This window comes from Nonomuraea sp. NPDC052634, from assembly GCF_040678535.1.
GTDB classification, from domain to species: domain Bacteria; phylum Actinomycetota; class Actinomycetes; order Streptosporangiales; family Streptosporangiaceae; genus Nonomuraea; species Nonomuraea fastidiosa.
In genome coordinates this window covers 399,553-413,863 of sequence record NZ_JBFATY010000003.1, presented here as the reverse complement: position 1 = coordinate 413,863, position 14,311 = coordinate 399,553, and the positions used below count along the sequence as shown (strand labels likewise).

Genomic DNA, 14,311 nt, shown 5'->3' with positions numbered 1-14,311 from the left:
AGAAGAGGAGCCGAACGATGAGGCATCGGGCAGGCAGATCCGCGGTCGCGGCCCTCACCGCGATGGTGGTGATGGCGGCCGGCTGCACGCAGAGCGCCGAGCGGCCGGCGACCGACTACACGGAGGCGGAGGGCAGGGCGGCGGCCGAGCGCTGGGTGTCGCAGGAGTTCACCCCGAGCACGCTGACCAAGGAGCAGCAGCTCGCCGAGATGGACTGGTTCATCAAGGCGGCGGCGCCGTACCGGGGGATGCAGATCAACGTGGTCTCCGAGACCATCACCACCCACGAGTACGAGTCGCGCACGCTGGCCAAGGCGTTCACCGAGATCACCGGCATCCGGATCAAGCACGACCTGATCCAGGAGGGCGACGTCGTCGAGAAGCTGCAGACCCAGATCCAGGGCGAGCAGAACATCTACGACGCCTACGTCAACGACTCCGACCTGATCGGCACCCACTCGCGCGGCGACTACGTGGTGCCGCTGTCGGACTACATGGCCGGCGAGGGCAGAGCCGTCACCTCCCCCACGCTCGACCTCGACGACTTCATCGGCATCAGCTTCACGACCGGCCCGGACAAGAAGATCTACCAGCTTCCCGACCAGCAGTTCGCCAACCTCTACTGGTTCCGCTACGACTGGTTCACCGACCCGGAGATCAAGAAGCAGTTCAAGGACGCCTACGGCTACGACCTCGGCGTGCCGGTCAACTGGGCGGCGTACGAGGACATCGCCGACTTCTTCACCAACAAGGTCAACGGCAACGGCACCATCGACGGCAAGAAGGTCTACGGCCACATGGACTACGGCCGCAAGGACCCGTCGCTGGGCTGGCGCTTCACCGACGCCTGGCTGTCGATGGCGGGCAACGGCGACCCCGGCATCCCCAACGGCCTGCCGGTGGACGAGTGGGGCATCCGGGTGGAGAACTGCCGCCCGGTCGGCTCCTCGGTCACCCGGGGCGGCGACACCAACGGCCCCGCCGCCGTCTACGCGCTCACCAAGTACGTGGACTGGCTGAAGAAGTACGCCCCGCCCGAGGCCGCCGGCATGAACTTCAGCGAGGCGGGCCCGGTGCCGGCCCAGGGCCACATCGCCCAGCAGATCTTCTGGTACACCTCGTTCACCGCCGACATGACCAAGCCGGGCCTGCCGGTGGTCAACGAGGACGGCACGCCCAAGTGGCGGATCGCGCCCAGCCCGCACGGCGCGTACTGGAAGGAAGGGCACAAGCTGGGCTACCAGGACGCCGGCTCCTGGACGCTGCTGAAGAGCACCCCGCAGGACCGCCGCGCCGCCGCCTGGCTGTACGCGCAGTTCGTCACGTCGAAGACGGTGTCGCTGAAGAAGTCGATCGTCGGCCTGACGTTCATCCGCGAGTCCGACATCAAGAGCGACTACTTCGCCGAGAACGCGAAGAAGTACGGCGGCCTCATCGAGTTCTACGGCTCGCCGGCCCGCGTGCAGTGGACGCCGACCGGCACGAACGTGCCCGACTACCCCAAGCTGGCCCAGCTGTGGTGGCAGAACGTCGCCACCGCGGTGACCGGCGAGACCACGCCGCAGCAGTCGATGGACAACCTGGCCAGGCAGCAGGACGAGATCCTGTCCCGGCTTGAGCGGCTCTCGCGCGAGCGGCAGGGCTACGGCGGCCAGTGCGCGCCCAAGCTGAACCCCGAGCGGCCCGCCCAGTACTGGCTCGACCAGCCGGGCGCGCCCGTGCCGAAGCTGGCCGACGAACGGGGCAAGCCGCAGACGGTGGACTACGACAAGCTCATCGCGACGTGGAAGCAGGGGAACTAGCGAGGTTCGCGGCCAGCCAGGCGAAGGCCCGCTCCTGCATGGGCACGTCGAAGCAGTGCGACACGTCGGCGAAGACGGCCTCGTACGCGCCGGGCGCCTCGCGGTAGCGCTCGCCGATGATGGCGTGCGCCCGCCGGATGCCCTCATCGGGGAAGAGGCGGTCGCGGGTGGCGTACTGGACCATGAGCGGCGCGGGTGCGCGGGCGGCCACCAGGTCGGGGTAGTCGCCCAGGCGCGGCAGGCCGGGCGGCCACAGCATCCAGGTGTGCAGCTCGACGTGCCCGCCGAGCATGTCGCGGTAGGAGGAGGCCATGGCGGCCACCACGACCGCGCGCATCTCCGGGTCGAACGCGCCGAGCAGCGCGGCCCGCAGCCCGCCGCCCGACAGCCCCACGCAGCCGACCTCGGCCACGTCGGGGCGCGAGCGCAGGTAGGCCGCCGCCGCGAGGTCCTCACCCGCGACGACGCCCGCGAACGAGGTGCCGAGCGCGGCGCAGTGCTTGGCCACGACGTGCTCGTGGTCGCGGGCGGCCAGGTCGTACCTGTCGGCCTCGCTAAGCCCCTCCCGCTCGGGGAGCTCCAGCGGGAAGCGGCGGCTGCCCCACACGAACACGTCGTGCGCGAGCACCACGAAGCCGCGCCTGGCGAGCTCGTTGGCGAAGGCCCGGCCGCCGTAGAGCTCGTCGCGCAGCCGGCGCACCTCGGGGCTGGGCTCCCCGGGGCCGTCGGCGATCTTCTCCTTGCCCGCCCACTTCATGCCGGCGTGGCAGTGCAGCGCCACGACACCGGGCAGCGGGCCGCCCGCCGCGCGCGGGCGCAGCAGGTACGCCCGCGTGCGCGGCCCGAAGCCCACCGACCAGGACAGCTCCTCGCCGTACAGGTCGCCGTCGGTCCAGGAGCGCTCCACCCGGACGTCGTCCGCGCTCAGGTCGAGCACGCCGATGGCGTCGCGGGCCCGCGCGCGCAGCTCGGGCCCCGGCAGGGTGGGATAGAGCCCGAGCTGCGCGGCGGCGATGGGGGCGAGCTCAGAGAACACGGGTCCCGTCGTCGCCGAGCAGGACCGGGGCGCCGGTCCTGGCGGAGACGTTGGCGGCGTGACCGGTGAGCACGCTGCGGATGCCGTCGCGGTAACCCGCCTGGCGGGCCAGCGGGTCGTCGCCGGGGCCGCGGAAGACGTCGTTCAGCAGCAGGCGGTCGCCGCCGCCGTGCCCGCCCGCGCCCTGCTCGATCGGGATCTCCTCCGGCGGGCTCCAGTGGCGGCGCAGCAGCAGCCGCTCGGAGGACCCGGTGGCGTGTTCCTTGGAGGCGGCGCTCGGGTCGATGGCGGCGTGGACGGGCGTCCACTCCCGCTCCACCACGTCCAGCTCCAGCCGGCCGGCCGTGCCGTTGAAGGCGACCCGGTAGCCCTCCCACGGAGCGTGGGCGTGCAGCGAGTACGTCATCACGGCCTGGTTGGTGTAGCGGACCATGACCGACATGTTGTCGTCGATCGTGATGCCCTCGCCGAAGACGTCCTGGTCGCGCAGGTAGCCGTCCTCGTGCTCGGCGTCCAGGTAGAGCCGCTTGAGCCGCTCGTCGGCGGAGATGTCGAGCAGCCACGGGTCGCTGCCGAGACCCGGCGCGCCGTGCGCGCGCTCGGGCCGCTCGCCGAGCCCGCGCTTCCTGGCGTTCTCGGCACCGTAGAAGCGCAGGCCGGTCTGCGCGAAGACCATCTCGGGCGCCGCGTCCAGCCACCAGTTGACCAGGTCGAAGTGGTGGGTGGACTTGTGCACGAGCAGGCCGCCGGAATTGGCCCTGTCGCGGTGCCAGCGGCGGAAGTAGTCGGCGCCGTGGATGGTGTCGAGCGTCCACTCGAAGTGCACCGACGTCACCTCGCCGATCGCGCCCTCCTTCAGCAGGCGGCGCACCGCGGAGTTGCGCGGCGAGTACCGGTAGTTGAAGGTGACGATCAGCTTGCCGCTGCTGCGCTCCGCCGCCGCGGCGATGGCCGCGCAGCCGTCGGCGTCGATCGTGAGCGGCTTCTCCACGATGACGTCGCGGCCCGCGTCGAGCGCCGCGCACACGTACGTCGCGTGCGTGGCGTCGACGGTGGTGACGATGACCGCGTCGGCGAGCTCGAGCACCTTGTCGAACTCATCGGGGGCGAAGCACGGCACCTTCTGGCCGATCCGCTCGACGTAGTAGTCCATGCGGGTCCGGTTGGTGTCGCACAGGGCGACGATGGTGCCGGCGTCGCGCCAATCTCCGAGCAGCGCGTCGACGTACATCTGCGCGCGGTGCCCGAGCCCGACGAACGCGTACTTCATGACTCTCCTTAGCCTGCGATGGAGGCGTTGGCCTCCGTGATGAACTTCTGCGCAGCGTCATCGGGGGTCATGCGACCGAACATGACCTCCTCCGAGTAGCGCGTCAGGATGTCCTCCATGGCGCTCGCGCCCTTCGGCGGAGCGGCCGGCGGGTCGGTCAGCTCGCCCTTGGCCTCGTCGAGGAAGGCGAGCGTCTTCTTGTCCGCCTCGGGCAGCTTGTCCTTGACCGCGGCCAGCACCTTCGAGCTGGCCGGCAGGCCACGGTCGCTGAGGATGATCTCGCCCGCCTCCGGGTCGTTGATCATGAAGTCGATGAACTTGGCCGCCTCTTCGGGGTGCTCGGACTTCGACGAGGCCGCGTAGAACATGGCGGGCTGCAGGAACATGCCGCCGGTCGGGGCGCCCTCCAGCTTCGGCATCCGCAGCAGCTCCAGCTCCTGGCCGGACGCCTTGGTCGCCGCGCCGAGCTGGTTGCTCCACCACATGCCCATCGCGCCGGTGTTGGTGCCGAGCAGCGACTGGTCGATGCTGGTGGCGCCGATCTCGGAGCTCTTGGCGGGCTCGGGGGCGCCCTTGGTCGAGATCAGGTCCTGCATGATCTTCCACCAGTCCTTGATGGTCTGGGGAGACAGGCCGAGCTTGTTGCCCTGGTAGAACTCCTCACCCTTCTGCGCGGCGTAGATCTGCAGGTACGCGGGGTTCCAGCTCAGCTGCGTACCGATGATCTTGCCGCCGCTGCCTTCGGTGATCTTGGCGGACAGGTCGATGAAGTCCTGCCAGGTCCACTTGGTGTCGTCGGGCATCTCGGCTTTGGCCTGCTTGACCAGGGCCGGGTTGACCAGCAGGGAGAAGGCGTTGACGCCCGTGGGGATGGCGAACTGCTTTCCGTCGATGGCACCCGTGGCCAGCACCTTGGCGTCGATGTCGGCCGTGTTGACCTTGCTGGAGAGGTCGGCGAGGGTGCCGCGGTCGGCGTACTCGCGCAGGCCGCGGATCTCCAGGCTGATGACGTCGGGGGCGTCGCTGCCGGCGACCTTGGTGGACAGCGTCTCGTAGTAGGAGGCCCAGTCGGAGAACTCGCCTTCGACGTCGATGTTCGGGTTCTTGGCCTCGAACCTCTTGATCGCCTCTTCGGTCATCTTCTGCCGCGCGTCACTGCCCCAGTAGGAGAAGCGCAGCTTGACCTTGCCATCGGCGGACTCGCCACCGCCGCTTCCGCCGCCGCAGGCCGCGGTGACCGCCAGCACAGCGGTGGCGAGCAGCGCCGCCGACCACATCTTCTTGCCAGAGCTCACGGCTCTACCTCCTATGGGTGTTCGCTGTTGAGGGGGGTGGAGGAGGAACTACTTCAGTCCCGTGGTGGCGACACCACGGATCAGGTATTTCTGGCCCGCCAGAAAGAACCCGAAGATGGGTCCCAAAGCGATGATCGACATGGCGAACATCGGGCCCCACGACGAGTCGCTACTGGCGTCCAGGAACGTGCGCAACGCTACCGGTACGGTGAAGTTGTCGGGGTTGTTGAGATACAAGAGTTGACTGAGAAAATCGTTCCATGTCCAGATAAAGGTGAAGATCGCGGTCGTGGCCAGCGCGGGCATGCACAGGGGCATCACGACCCTGATGTAGATGCGCCAGTAGCCGGCACCGTCGATCTCGGCCGCCTCGTCCAGCTCCCTCGGCAGGGTGCGGATGAACTGCACCATGAGGAAGATGAAGAAGGCGTCCGTGGCCAGCACCTTCGGCATGATGAGCGGCCAGATCGTGTTGATCAGGTCGAGCTTCGAGAACATGATGTACTGCGGCACGATCGTGACGTGCGCGGGCAGCATGATCGTGCCCAGCATGAGCGCGAACCACAGCTTCTTCAGCGGGAAGTTCAGCCGGGCGAACGCGTAGGCGGCCAGCGAACACGCCACCAGGTTCGCAAGCACCGACAGCACGGTGATCACCGCGGAGTTCCACAGGTAGTAGCCGAAGGGGTGCTTCAGCGCGTACCAGCCCTCGGTGTAGTTCTCCAGCGTGAAGGTGCTCGGCCACAGGCCGGGTTCACGGAAGATCAGCTCCTCCGGCTTGAGCGAGCTGGAGATCATCCACAGCAGCGGATAGAGCATGATCAGGCCGAAGCCGATCAGCAGGATGTGCTTGACCACCGGCCCGCCGCGGAAGGGGCGGAACAGCACCGGAGTCGGCCTACTTGGTGTCGCCATAGAAGACCCAATACTTGGAAGCGAGGAAGTTCACCCCGGTCAGCCCGGCGATGATCAGCAGCAGGACCCAGGCCATCGCGGCGGCGTAGCCCATGTCGTAGTTCTTGAAGCCGTTCAGGTAGAGGTAGAGCGTGTAGAACAGGGTGGAGTCGGCCGGGCCGCCCCTGCCGCCGCTGACGATGAACGCCTGCGTGAACGACTGGAACGACTTGATGAGCTCCAGCACCAGGTTGAAGAAGATGATGGGCGTCAGCAGCGGCACCGTGATCGACCTGAACTGCCGCAGCGGGCCGGCGCCGTCCACCGCGGCGGCCTCGTAGTAGCTGCTCGGGATCTGGCGCAGACCGGCCAGGAAGATGATCATCGGGGCGCCGAACGTCCACACGTGCAGGAGGATCAGCGTCGACAGCGCGGTGTCGGGGTCGCCGATCCAGCCGGGCCCCTCGATGCCGAAGAGCGCCAGCACCGCGTTCACCAGGCCGTCGGCGCCGAAGACCTTGCGCCACAGGATCGCGATCGCGACGCTGCCGCCGAGCAGCGAGGGCAGGTAGAAGATCGAGCGGTAGATCGCCAGGCCGCGCAGGCCGCGGTCGAGCACCAGGGCGAGCGCGAGGGCGAAGGCCAGTTGCAGCGGGACCGAGACGACCACGTAGATCGTGGTCACCTTCAGCGAGTTCAGGAACCTCGGGTCCTGCGTGAACATCTTGACGTAGTTGTCGAACCCGACCCACTTGGCCTCCTCCAGGAGGTTGTAGTCGGTGAACGACAGATACAGGGAGGCGAGGATCGGGCCGACCGTGATGACGAGCAGGCCGGCGAACCAGGGGGCCAGGAAGAGATAGGCGGCCCGTGCCTCCCGACGGGACCGTTTCGTGGAGCGGTGGCCGCCGCGCGGGGCGTCAGGCGCCGCCCGCCGGGGTTTCACCGCCGCCGAAACTTCAGTCATCACGGACCTTCCGGCGAGTAGGTGAACGGATAGCGCTTTCCTATAGCTGGCGGGAAAGTTACGTCAACCCTTTGCAGGCGTTACCTGGCTGTTACCGATATATCTTTACGGCGTTTTCCCAGCTAGCGAGCTTGATCGCCACAGAAGTCTGATGAATTTCGTTTCGGATTAGTACAACCGTTTGCAGCAGCCGCGTCATCGCGGAGCCGCAGTGGAGTCCCTGATCACGAGCCGGGTCTCCAGCGAGGTCGTGGCGCTCACCTCTTGGATGAGCAGATCGACCGCGAGCCGTCCCGCCGCGGCCGTCGGCATGGCGACGGTGGTGAGCTTCGGGCGGTTCAGCCGCCCGGGAACGATATCGTCAATCCCCACCACGCTGATGTCCTCTGGCACGGACAGCCCGAGGTCGCCGAGGCCCTCGATGAGGCCGATGGCCACCAGGTCGTTGTAGGCGAGCACGCCGGTCGCGCCCGAGTCGCGCACGCGCGGCGCCGCCGCGAAGCCGCCCCGCTCGGTGGGCGCGTTGGGGCCGATGACGACCAGCTCGATGTCCGGCACCTGTTCGGCCGCCGTACGGATCTCCGCGCTCGTCCACGACCCCGCGGGGCCCGACACCAGCGCGACCCGGCGATGCCCGAGCCCCGCCAGGTGCTCCACGGCCAGCTTCGCGCCGTGTCCGACGTCCATGAGCACGGTGGCCGCGCCGCGCAGCCGGCGGTTGATGACCACGCACGGCACCCGCTCGGCCAGCCGTTCCAGCGCCTTGTTGGAGGAGCGGGGACTGCACAGCACCACGCCGTCCACCTGCTTGGAGAATGCCTGGATCAGCTCCTCCTCCACGGCCGGCTCCTCGTCGGTGTCGGCCACGAACAGGTGGTAGTCGCGCTGCCTGGCGGCCGCGTGGGCGGCCTTGATCAGCGGAGGGAAGAAGGGGTTGGCGATGTCCGCCACGATCAGCCCGAGATTGTGCGTACGCCCGGTCGTCAGCGCCCGTGCCGCCCGGTTGGGCCGGTAGCCCAGCTCCTCCGCCACGCTCAGCACCCGGTTGCGGGTGGCCGCGTTCACCATGTGCGGCGCGGAGAAGGTCCGGGAGACCGTCGACACGTGCACCCCGGACGCCCGGGCCACATCGCGAATCGTCACTGTCACAGTCGCTCACCCTAACGCAACCGCTTGCAGGAGCCACTAGGGCGATGAAAGCGCTTGCCACACGGCCAGTCAGTCGAGCCCTTCAGGAAGCCGCAGCTAGGCGTGCGGTGACGAAATCACCTCTTGACGCTTCACCCTTCCTGACACAAAGGTTTAGTGCAACTGTTTGCAGTCTTGAAGGAGCCCCACACGGTGAGCAGAGTCCTCGTCACCGGAAGCGCAGGACGCCTCGGCCGCAGCGTGGTCACCACGCTCGCGGCGGCCGGGCACGAGGTCATCGGGGTCGACCGGGCCCCCGGTACGCCCGCGGAGGCAGCGGTCACCTTACCGGCCGACCTCACCGACGCGGGAGAGACGTTCGAGGTGATGGCCAGATTCCGTCCCGAGACGGTGATCCACCTGGCCGCCATCGCGACGCCGTTCAGCCGGCCCGAGTCGGTGATCTTCAAGGTCAACACGCAGCTCGCCTTCAACGTGTGCGAGGCGTCGGTGGCGCTCGGCGTGGCGAACCTGGTGCTGGCCAGCAGCCCCACCGTCATCGGGTACGGCGCCCCCGGCGGCTGGGCTCCCCGTTACCTGCCCATCGACGAGGAGCACCCGGTCAAGCCCTGGAACGCCTACAACCTGTCCAAGGTGACCGCCGAGCACACGATGAAGGCGTTCGCGGAGGCCGGCACGACCAAGATGGCCGCCGTGCGCCCGTGCTTCGTCATCCCGCCCGAGGAGTGGGCGGGCGCGCCCACGCAGTCCGGCCACACCGTACGCGAGCGGCTCGACCGGCCCGAGCTGGGCGGGGTGTCGCTGTTCAACTACATCGACTCCCGCGACGCCGCCGAGATGATCGCCGTGCTCGCCGAGGCGCTGCCCGAGCTGCCCAACGGCGAGGTGTTCTTCGCCGGCGCCGCCGACGCGCTGGCCAGGAAGCCGCTGGCCGACCTGCTCCCCCAGGTCGTGCCCGGCACCGAGGGGTTCGCCGACGGGCTCACCGGCACCACCCCCGCCTTCTCGACCGCCAAGGCAGAGCGGCTGCTCGGCTGGCGGCCCAAGCGCAGCTGGCGTACCGAACTCAAGGATGAGACCGAATGAAACTCAGCGGTGTGCTGTTCTTCCCCGTGACCCCCTTCGACGCCGGCGGCGCGCTGGCCGAGGACGTGCTGGCCGAGCACGTGCGCAGGGGCATGGAGCACGGCCCCGGCGGCGTGTTCGCGGCCTGCGGCACCGGCGAGTTCTCCGCGCTGTCGGAGGACGAGCACGCCCGCGTGGTGCGGGTGGCCACCGAGGTCGTGGCCGGGCGAGCGCCGGTGTTCGCGGGGGCGGGCGGGCCGATCGGCGCGGCGCTGAAGCAGGCGCGCGCCGCCAAGGACGCGGGCGCCGACGGGCTGCTGCTCATGCCGCCCTACCTCGCGCAGGGCCCAGGGCACGGCTTCGAGGCGTACGTGCGGGCCGTGGCCGAGGTGCTGCCGGTGGTCATCTACCAGCGCGGCTCGGTCGTGCTCGAACCCGACGCCGTGGTCCGCCTGGCCGAGATCCCGGGCGTGATCGGGCTCAAGGACGGCGTCGGCGACATCGACCGCATGCAGCGGACCGTGCTCGCCGTGCGCGAGAACCACCCCGACTTCCAGTTCTTCAACGGGCTGCCGACCGCCGAGCTGACCATGCCCGCCTACCGGGGCATCGGCGTGCACCTGTACTCCAGCGCGGTGTTCGCGTTCGCACCGGAGATCGCGCTCGCTTACCTGAACGGCGACGAGCGGCTGCTCACCGAGTTCTACGCCCCGCTCGTCCGGCTGCGCGGCAAGGTGCCGGGGTACGCGGTGTCGCTGATCAAGGCCGGGGTGCGGCTGCGCGGCCTGGACGTCGGCGGCGTGCGGCCGCCGCTGGTCGAGGTGTCCGAGGAGCACCTGGCCGAGCTGCAGGAGCTGATCAAGGTCGGTCTTGACCGGGTGGCGTCATGACGATCGCGGAGCTGCGTACCGAGCTGCGCACGGTCCCGCTGCCCCGCCCGTGGGGCGCGGACGTGCCGTACAACCACGTGATCGTCACCCACGTGACGCTGAAGGACGGGCGCACCGGCACCGGGTTCTCGTGGACGCCGCAGATCGGCGCGCACGCCGTCAAGGCGCTGCTCGACCACGACATCCGCAAGGCGCTGATCGGCGCGCCCGCGCACCCCGAGGTGGTCTGGGACCGGCTCTGGCGGCACCTGCGCGAGGCCGGCCCCGGCGGCGTCACCACGGTCGCGCTGGCCGGCGTGGACCTCGCGCTGTGGGACCTGCGCTGCGGCGAGCAGGCGCTGCCCGACGTGCTGGGGCGGCGGCGCGACGAGGTGCCGGTCTACGGCAGCGGCGTCAACCTGCACTACCCGCTGGAGGAGCTGGTCGAGCAGGCCAGGCGCTGGGTGGCGGCCGGCTACCGCGGCGTCAAGATCAAGGTGGGCCGCCCCGACCTGGCCGAGGACGTCGAGAGGGTGGCGGCGGTCCGCGAGGTGATCGGCCCCGACCGGCTGCTGATGATCGACGCCAACCAGCGCTGGGACCTGCACAGGGCCCGGCGCGCGCTGGCCGCGCTGCGCGAGTTCGGCCTGTACTGGATCGAGGAGCCGCTGCCCGCCGACGACGTGGCCGCCCACGTCGAGCTGCGCCGCTCCATCGACGTGCCGATCGCCGTCGGCGAGAACGTCTACACCACCTACGGCTTCCGCGACCTGCTGGCCGCCGGTGCGTGCGACGTGGTGCAGCCGAACGTGGTGCGGGTCGGCGGCATCACGCCGTTCCTGCGCATCGCCGAGCTGGCCCGCACCTACGATGTGCCGGTCTACCCGCACCTGCTGAGCGAGGTGTCGGGGCAGCTCGCGCTGGCGCTGCCGCAGCCGCTCATGGTGGAGGACGTCGAGGACGCCTCCTTCGCCCGGCTGGGGCTGCTCGCCGAGCCGTACCCGGTGCGGGTGTCGGACGGCGTGCTGCGCGCGGGCGACCACGCCGGGCTCGGGCTGAGGTGGTCGTGATGGCGCCGGCCAAGGTGATCCTCACAGGGGCGCAGGGACACGGCCGCCACCACCTCGGCATCCTGCGCGAGCTGTCCGAGCGCGGCATCGTCGAGCTGGTCGGCATCTGCGACCTGCGGCCGGTCGAGGTGGACTTCTGCGACCCGCCGCAGTCGTCCGACCTGGGCGAGCTGATCGCCAAGACCGGCGCGGAGTTCACCATCATCTGCACGCCGATCAACACCCACGCCGACCTCGCGATCACCGCGCTGCGCGCGGGCACGCACGTGCTGCTGGAGAAGCCGCCCGCGCCCAGCCTCGACGAGCAGCGCAGAATCGCCGAGGTCGTCGCCGAGACCGGCCTCGCCTGCCAGGTCGGCTTCCAGTCGCTCGGCTCGGCCGCCATCCCCCATCTGCGGCGGATCATCGCGGGCGGCTCGCTCGGCCGGATCCGCGGCATCGGCGGGGCCGGGGCCTGGGAGCGTCCTTCGGCGTACTTCACCCGCGCCCCCTGGGCCGGTCGCCGCCGGCTGAACGGCGTGGACGTGATGGACGGCGCGCTGACCAACCCGTTCGCGCACGCGATCGCCACCGCGCTGGCCCTCGTGGACGCCCCCATCGCCGGGATCGAGACCGAGCTGTACCACGCACACCCCATCGAGTCCGACGACACCTCCTGCGTACGGATCCGGCTGGAGGACGGGCTGGTCATCACCATCGCGGTGACGCTGTGCGCGCCCGAGTCGGTGCCCCGGCACGAGCCGTACCTGGTGGTGCACGGCGAGCGCGGCCAGGCCACGCTGACCTACACCAACGACCGGCTCGTGGTGGAGCTGACCGACGGGTCGGTCGTCACGACCGTGCACGAGCGTACCGGGCTGCTGGAGAACCTCATCGACCACGTGCGCACCGGCGCGGAGCTGCTGGCGCCGCTGGCCGCGACCGAGCGGTTCACCCAGGTGGTGGACGCCATCCGGCTGTCGCCCGAGCCGGTCCCGATCCCCGAGCGGCACCAGATCGTGCTCAGGGACACAGGCGGCGAGGTCTCCGGGCGGGTCCTGCCCGGCGTGGTCGAGCTGACCCGGCGCAGCGCGGCCGAGCTGGCGCTCTACTCCGAGCTGGACGCGCCGTGGACGCGGGTGTCGCTGCTGGTGTCGGGCACCGAGGTGGCCGCCTACGACTTCCGTCCCGACCTGCCCGCCACCGACTCGCCGCGCCCGTACCTGCACGGCGTGCGCACGCTGGGCGGCGTGGAGGTCACCCAGGTGCGCCCCGAGGACCACGTGCACCACCTGGGCGCCGGGGTGGCGATCTCCGACCTCGGCGGCGCCAACTTCTGGGGCGGGCGCACGTACGTCAAGGACCAGGGGCCGACCTGGCTGGACAACCACGGCACGCAGCGGCACCTGGCCTTCACCCGGCTGGACGACGACGGCTTCACCGAGCTGCTGGAGTGGGTCGGCCCCGGCGGGCCGCTGGTCCGCGAAGAGCGCACGGTGGCCGCGCGGCCGCTGGGCGAGGCGTGGGCGCTGGACTTCGCGTTCACGCTGACCAACCTCACCGGGGAGCCGTTGAAGATCGAGAGCTCGGCCACCAAGGGCCGGGCCGGCGCCGGGTACGGCGGCTTCTTCTGGCGGGCGCCCGGCACCTCCGTCGACCGGGTCACGCTGCCCGGGGACGAGCAGGCCGTACACGGCAGCAGGGAGCCGTGGATCGCGATGTCGGGCACCACGCCCGAGGGGCGCGACTGGACGCTCGTCTTCGTGCAGGCCGACGGCGACCCGTGGTTCGTGCGGGTGGCGGAATATCCGGGGGTGGGGCAGGCGCTGGCGTGGGACACGCCGCTGACCTTCGAGCACACGCTGTCGCGGCGGGTGGTCACGGTCGTGGCGGACGGCCGGCTGACGGCGGACGAGGCTGGGGCGCTGGCGTCCGCCGTCACGTTCTGACGACCGCCTCAGGGCTCCGGTCCACGCCTCACCGGAGCCCCCACCCGCCGCCCCCGCCTCAGCCGGACTCCCCGGCTGAGGCGGGGGCGCTTCGTGCCGGGCGCGAGCCGTGCGGGGCGGGCTCGCTCATCTCGGGATCCGAGCCGTCTGAAACGGGCCCGCCCGCCTCGGCACACGAGCCCGCCTCGGCACACGAGCCCGCATCAGCGCGCGAGCCCGCATCAGCGCGCGAGCCCGCTTCCGCGCGCGAAGCCGGGGAGCCCTCCGGCTCCTGCGGCGGGCCTCCCGGCGACGCGGACTTGCCGGCCGTCGATCTGAGGAGGCGCAGGGCGCCGCGGGACAGGGCGGTCAGGATGTCGGCCGCCTCGTCGAGATCGGGGTAGCGCCCTTCGAGGTGGCCCATGGCCAGCGCGTTGGTGGCGGCGTTGATGCCCTCGGCGGTCATCTCCAGCCGCCGCCTGTCGCGCTCGTCGTCGGCGGTATAGCCGAGCGCGGCCAGGTCGGCGGCGTGATGGTCGCGGTAGGCGTCCGCCGTCTCCCTGGCGAAGTCGCGCAGCGAGGACGAGGGGTCGTGGCGCGCCCTGAGCTGGATGCGCAACAGCTCGGGATGGCGGCAGATGGCCTCCAGCGGGATGCGGAACGTCTCGCGATGGAGGTCGATGTCGCCCGGAGCCTCGCGGGCCTTGCGGCGCGCCTCGCGCATGGAGGCGCGCAGCCGCTCGCCGCCCTCCTGGGCGAGCACCCGCAGCAGCTCCTGCATGTCCTTGAAGTGCACGTAGAAGCTGGACTGCGCGATGCCGGCGGCCTTGGCGACCTTGACCGTGGTGAGCCCGGCCTCGCCCTCCTCGTCGAGGATGGTCAGGGCGGCGCGCAGGAGCCTGCGCCTGGTCAGGTCTTTGGCCTCGCTCCTGGTGAGCGGCGTGCTCGTCATCGGTCGATTCTCCCGCGGGTCTTGTGCGGAATTTC

The 14,311-nt window shown here is 70.2% G+C and carries 12 protein-coding genes; 5 read left to right on the top strand and 7 right to left on the bottom strand.

The features are described from left to right. The first annotated feature begins 17 nt into the window (after positions 1–17). Entirely contained in the window at positions 18–1,802 is a 1,785-nt protein-coding gene (locus AB0K67_RS17830; protein WP_364060622.1) for an ABC transporter substrate-binding protein, read from the top strand. Here the strand turns inward: AB0K67_RS17830 and AB0K67_RS17825 are convergent. The 6 genes from AB0K67_RS17825 to AB0K67_RS17800 all read right to left on the bottom strand — a co-directional run bounded on the left by AB0K67_RS17825 (position 1,774) and on the right by AB0K67_RS17800 (position 8,413). Continuing rightward, on the bottom strand, positions 1,774–2,838 hold the full coding sequence (locus AB0K67_RS17825; RefSeq protein WP_364060619.1) for a hypothetical protein: 1,065 nt from the start codon (positions 2,836–2,838) through the stop codon (positions 1,774–1,776). The two genes, AB0K67_RS17830 and AB0K67_RS17825, sit on opposite strands and share 29 nt — an antisense overlap. Further along, positions 2,828–4,108, bottom strand: a complete 1,281-nt coding sequence (locus AB0K67_RS17820) for a Gfo/Idh/MocA family oxidoreductase (RefSeq protein ID WP_364060615.1) — start codon at positions 4,106–4,108, stop codon at positions 2,828–2,830. Before AB0K67_RS17820 ends, AB0K67_RS17825 begins: the two co-directional genes overlap by 11 nt. Before the next feature lie 8 nt (positions 4,109–4,116). Further along, positions 4,117–5,403, bottom strand: a complete 1,287-nt coding sequence (locus AB0K67_RS17815; protein WP_364060612.1) for an extracellular solute-binding protein — start codon at positions 5,401–5,403, stop codon at positions 4,117–4,119. Positions 5,404–5,451: 48 nt separating this feature from the next. Continuing rightward, entirely contained in the window at positions 5,452–6,318 is an 867-nt protein-coding gene (locus AB0K67_RS17810) for a carbohydrate ABC transporter permease (protein ID WP_364060609.1), read from the bottom strand. Beyond that, a complete protein-coding gene (locus tag AB0K67_RS17805; protein ID WP_364060606.1) occupies positions 6,302–7,264 on the bottom strand; it encodes a sugar ABC transporter permease in 963 nt (320 codons plus the stop codon). Before AB0K67_RS17805 ends, AB0K67_RS17810 begins: the two co-directional genes overlap by 17 nt. A 195-nt stretch (positions 7,265–7,459) precedes the next feature. Then, positions 7,460–8,413, bottom strand: coding sequence for a LacI family DNA-binding transcriptional regulator (locus AB0K67_RS17800; RefSeq protein WP_364060603.1), 954 nt, complete (start codon positions 8,411–8,413; stop codon positions 7,460–7,462). 192 nt (positions 8,414–8,605) lie between these two features. On the opposite strand from AB0K67_RS17800, the gene AB0K67_RS17795 reads away from it, so the two are divergent. Genes AB0K67_RS17795 through AB0K67_RS17780 form a run of 4 tightly spaced genes read left to right on the top strand, consistent with a single transcriptional unit; the run spans position 8,606 to position 13,345 of the window. Then, a complete protein-coding gene (locus AB0K67_RS17795; protein WP_364060600.1) occupies positions 8,606–9,499 on the top strand; it encodes an NAD(P)-dependent oxidoreductase in 894 nt (297 codons plus the stop codon). After that, positions 9,496–10,368 carry a 5-dehydro-4-deoxyglucarate dehydratase gene (locus AB0K67_RS17790; RefSeq protein WP_364060597.1) on the top strand — a complete coding sequence of 291 codons (873 nt, stop codon included), beginning with the start codon at positions 9,496–9,498 and terminating at the stop codon, positions 10,366–10,368. The genes AB0K67_RS17795 and AB0K67_RS17790 overlap by 4 nt, the downstream gene beginning before the upstream one ends. After that, positions 10,365–11,417, top strand: coding sequence for a mandelate racemase/muconate lactonizing enzyme family protein (locus tag AB0K67_RS17785; protein ID WP_364060594.1), 1,053 nt, complete (start codon positions 10,365–10,367; stop codon positions 11,415–11,417). Before AB0K67_RS17790 ends, AB0K67_RS17785 begins: the two co-directional genes overlap by 4 nt. Further along, on the top strand, positions 11,417–13,345 hold the full coding sequence (locus AB0K67_RS17780) for a DUF6807 family protein (protein ID WP_364060591.1): 1,929 nt from the start codon (positions 11,417–11,419) through the stop codon (positions 13,343–13,345). Before AB0K67_RS17785 ends, AB0K67_RS17780 begins: the two co-directional genes overlap by 1 nt. 58 nt (positions 13,346–13,403) lie before the next feature. Here AB0K67_RS17780 and AB0K67_RS17775 read toward each other — a convergent pair whose 3' ends face one another. Then, entirely contained in the window at positions 13,404–14,276 is an 873-nt protein-coding gene (locus AB0K67_RS17775; protein ID WP_364060588.1) for a TetR family transcriptional regulator, read from the bottom strand. Positions 14,277–14,311 lie beyond the last annotated feature (35 nt).

Bases quoted from the DNA above. Each gene is read 5' to 3' on its own strand.
- AB0K67_RS17830 (WP_364060622.1), top strand. From the start codon at position 18: ATGAGGCATCGGGCAGGCAGATCCGCGGTCGCGGCCCTCACCGCGATG.
- AB0K67_RS17805 (WP_364060606.1), bottom strand. From the start codon at position 7,264: ATGACTGAAGTTTCGGCGGCGGTGAAACCCCGGCGGGCGGCGCCTGAC.
- AB0K67_RS17790 (WP_364060597.1), top strand. From the start codon at position 9,496: ATGAAACTCAGCGGTGTGCTGTTCTTCCCCGTGACCCCCTTCGACGCC.
- AB0K67_RS17775 (WP_364060588.1), bottom strand. From the start codon at position 14,276: ATGACGAGCACGCCGCTCACCAGGAGCGAGGCCAAAGACCTGACCAGG.
- AB0K67_RS17810 (WP_364060609.1), bottom strand. From the start codon at position 6,318: ATGGCGACACCAAGTAGGCCGACTCCGGTGCTGTTCCGCCCCTTCCGC.
- AB0K67_RS17785 (WP_364060594.1), top strand. From the start codon at position 10,365: ATGACGATCGCGGAGCTGCGTACCGAGCTGCGCACGGTCCCGCTGCCC.
- AB0K67_RS17780 (WP_364060591.1), top strand. From the start codon at position 11,417: ATGGCGCCGGCCAAGGTGATCCTCACAGGGGCGCAGGGACACGGCCGC.
- AB0K67_RS17820 (WP_364060615.1), bottom strand. From the start codon at position 4,108: ATGAAGTACGCGTTCGTCGGGCTCGGGCACCGCGCGCAGATGTACGTC.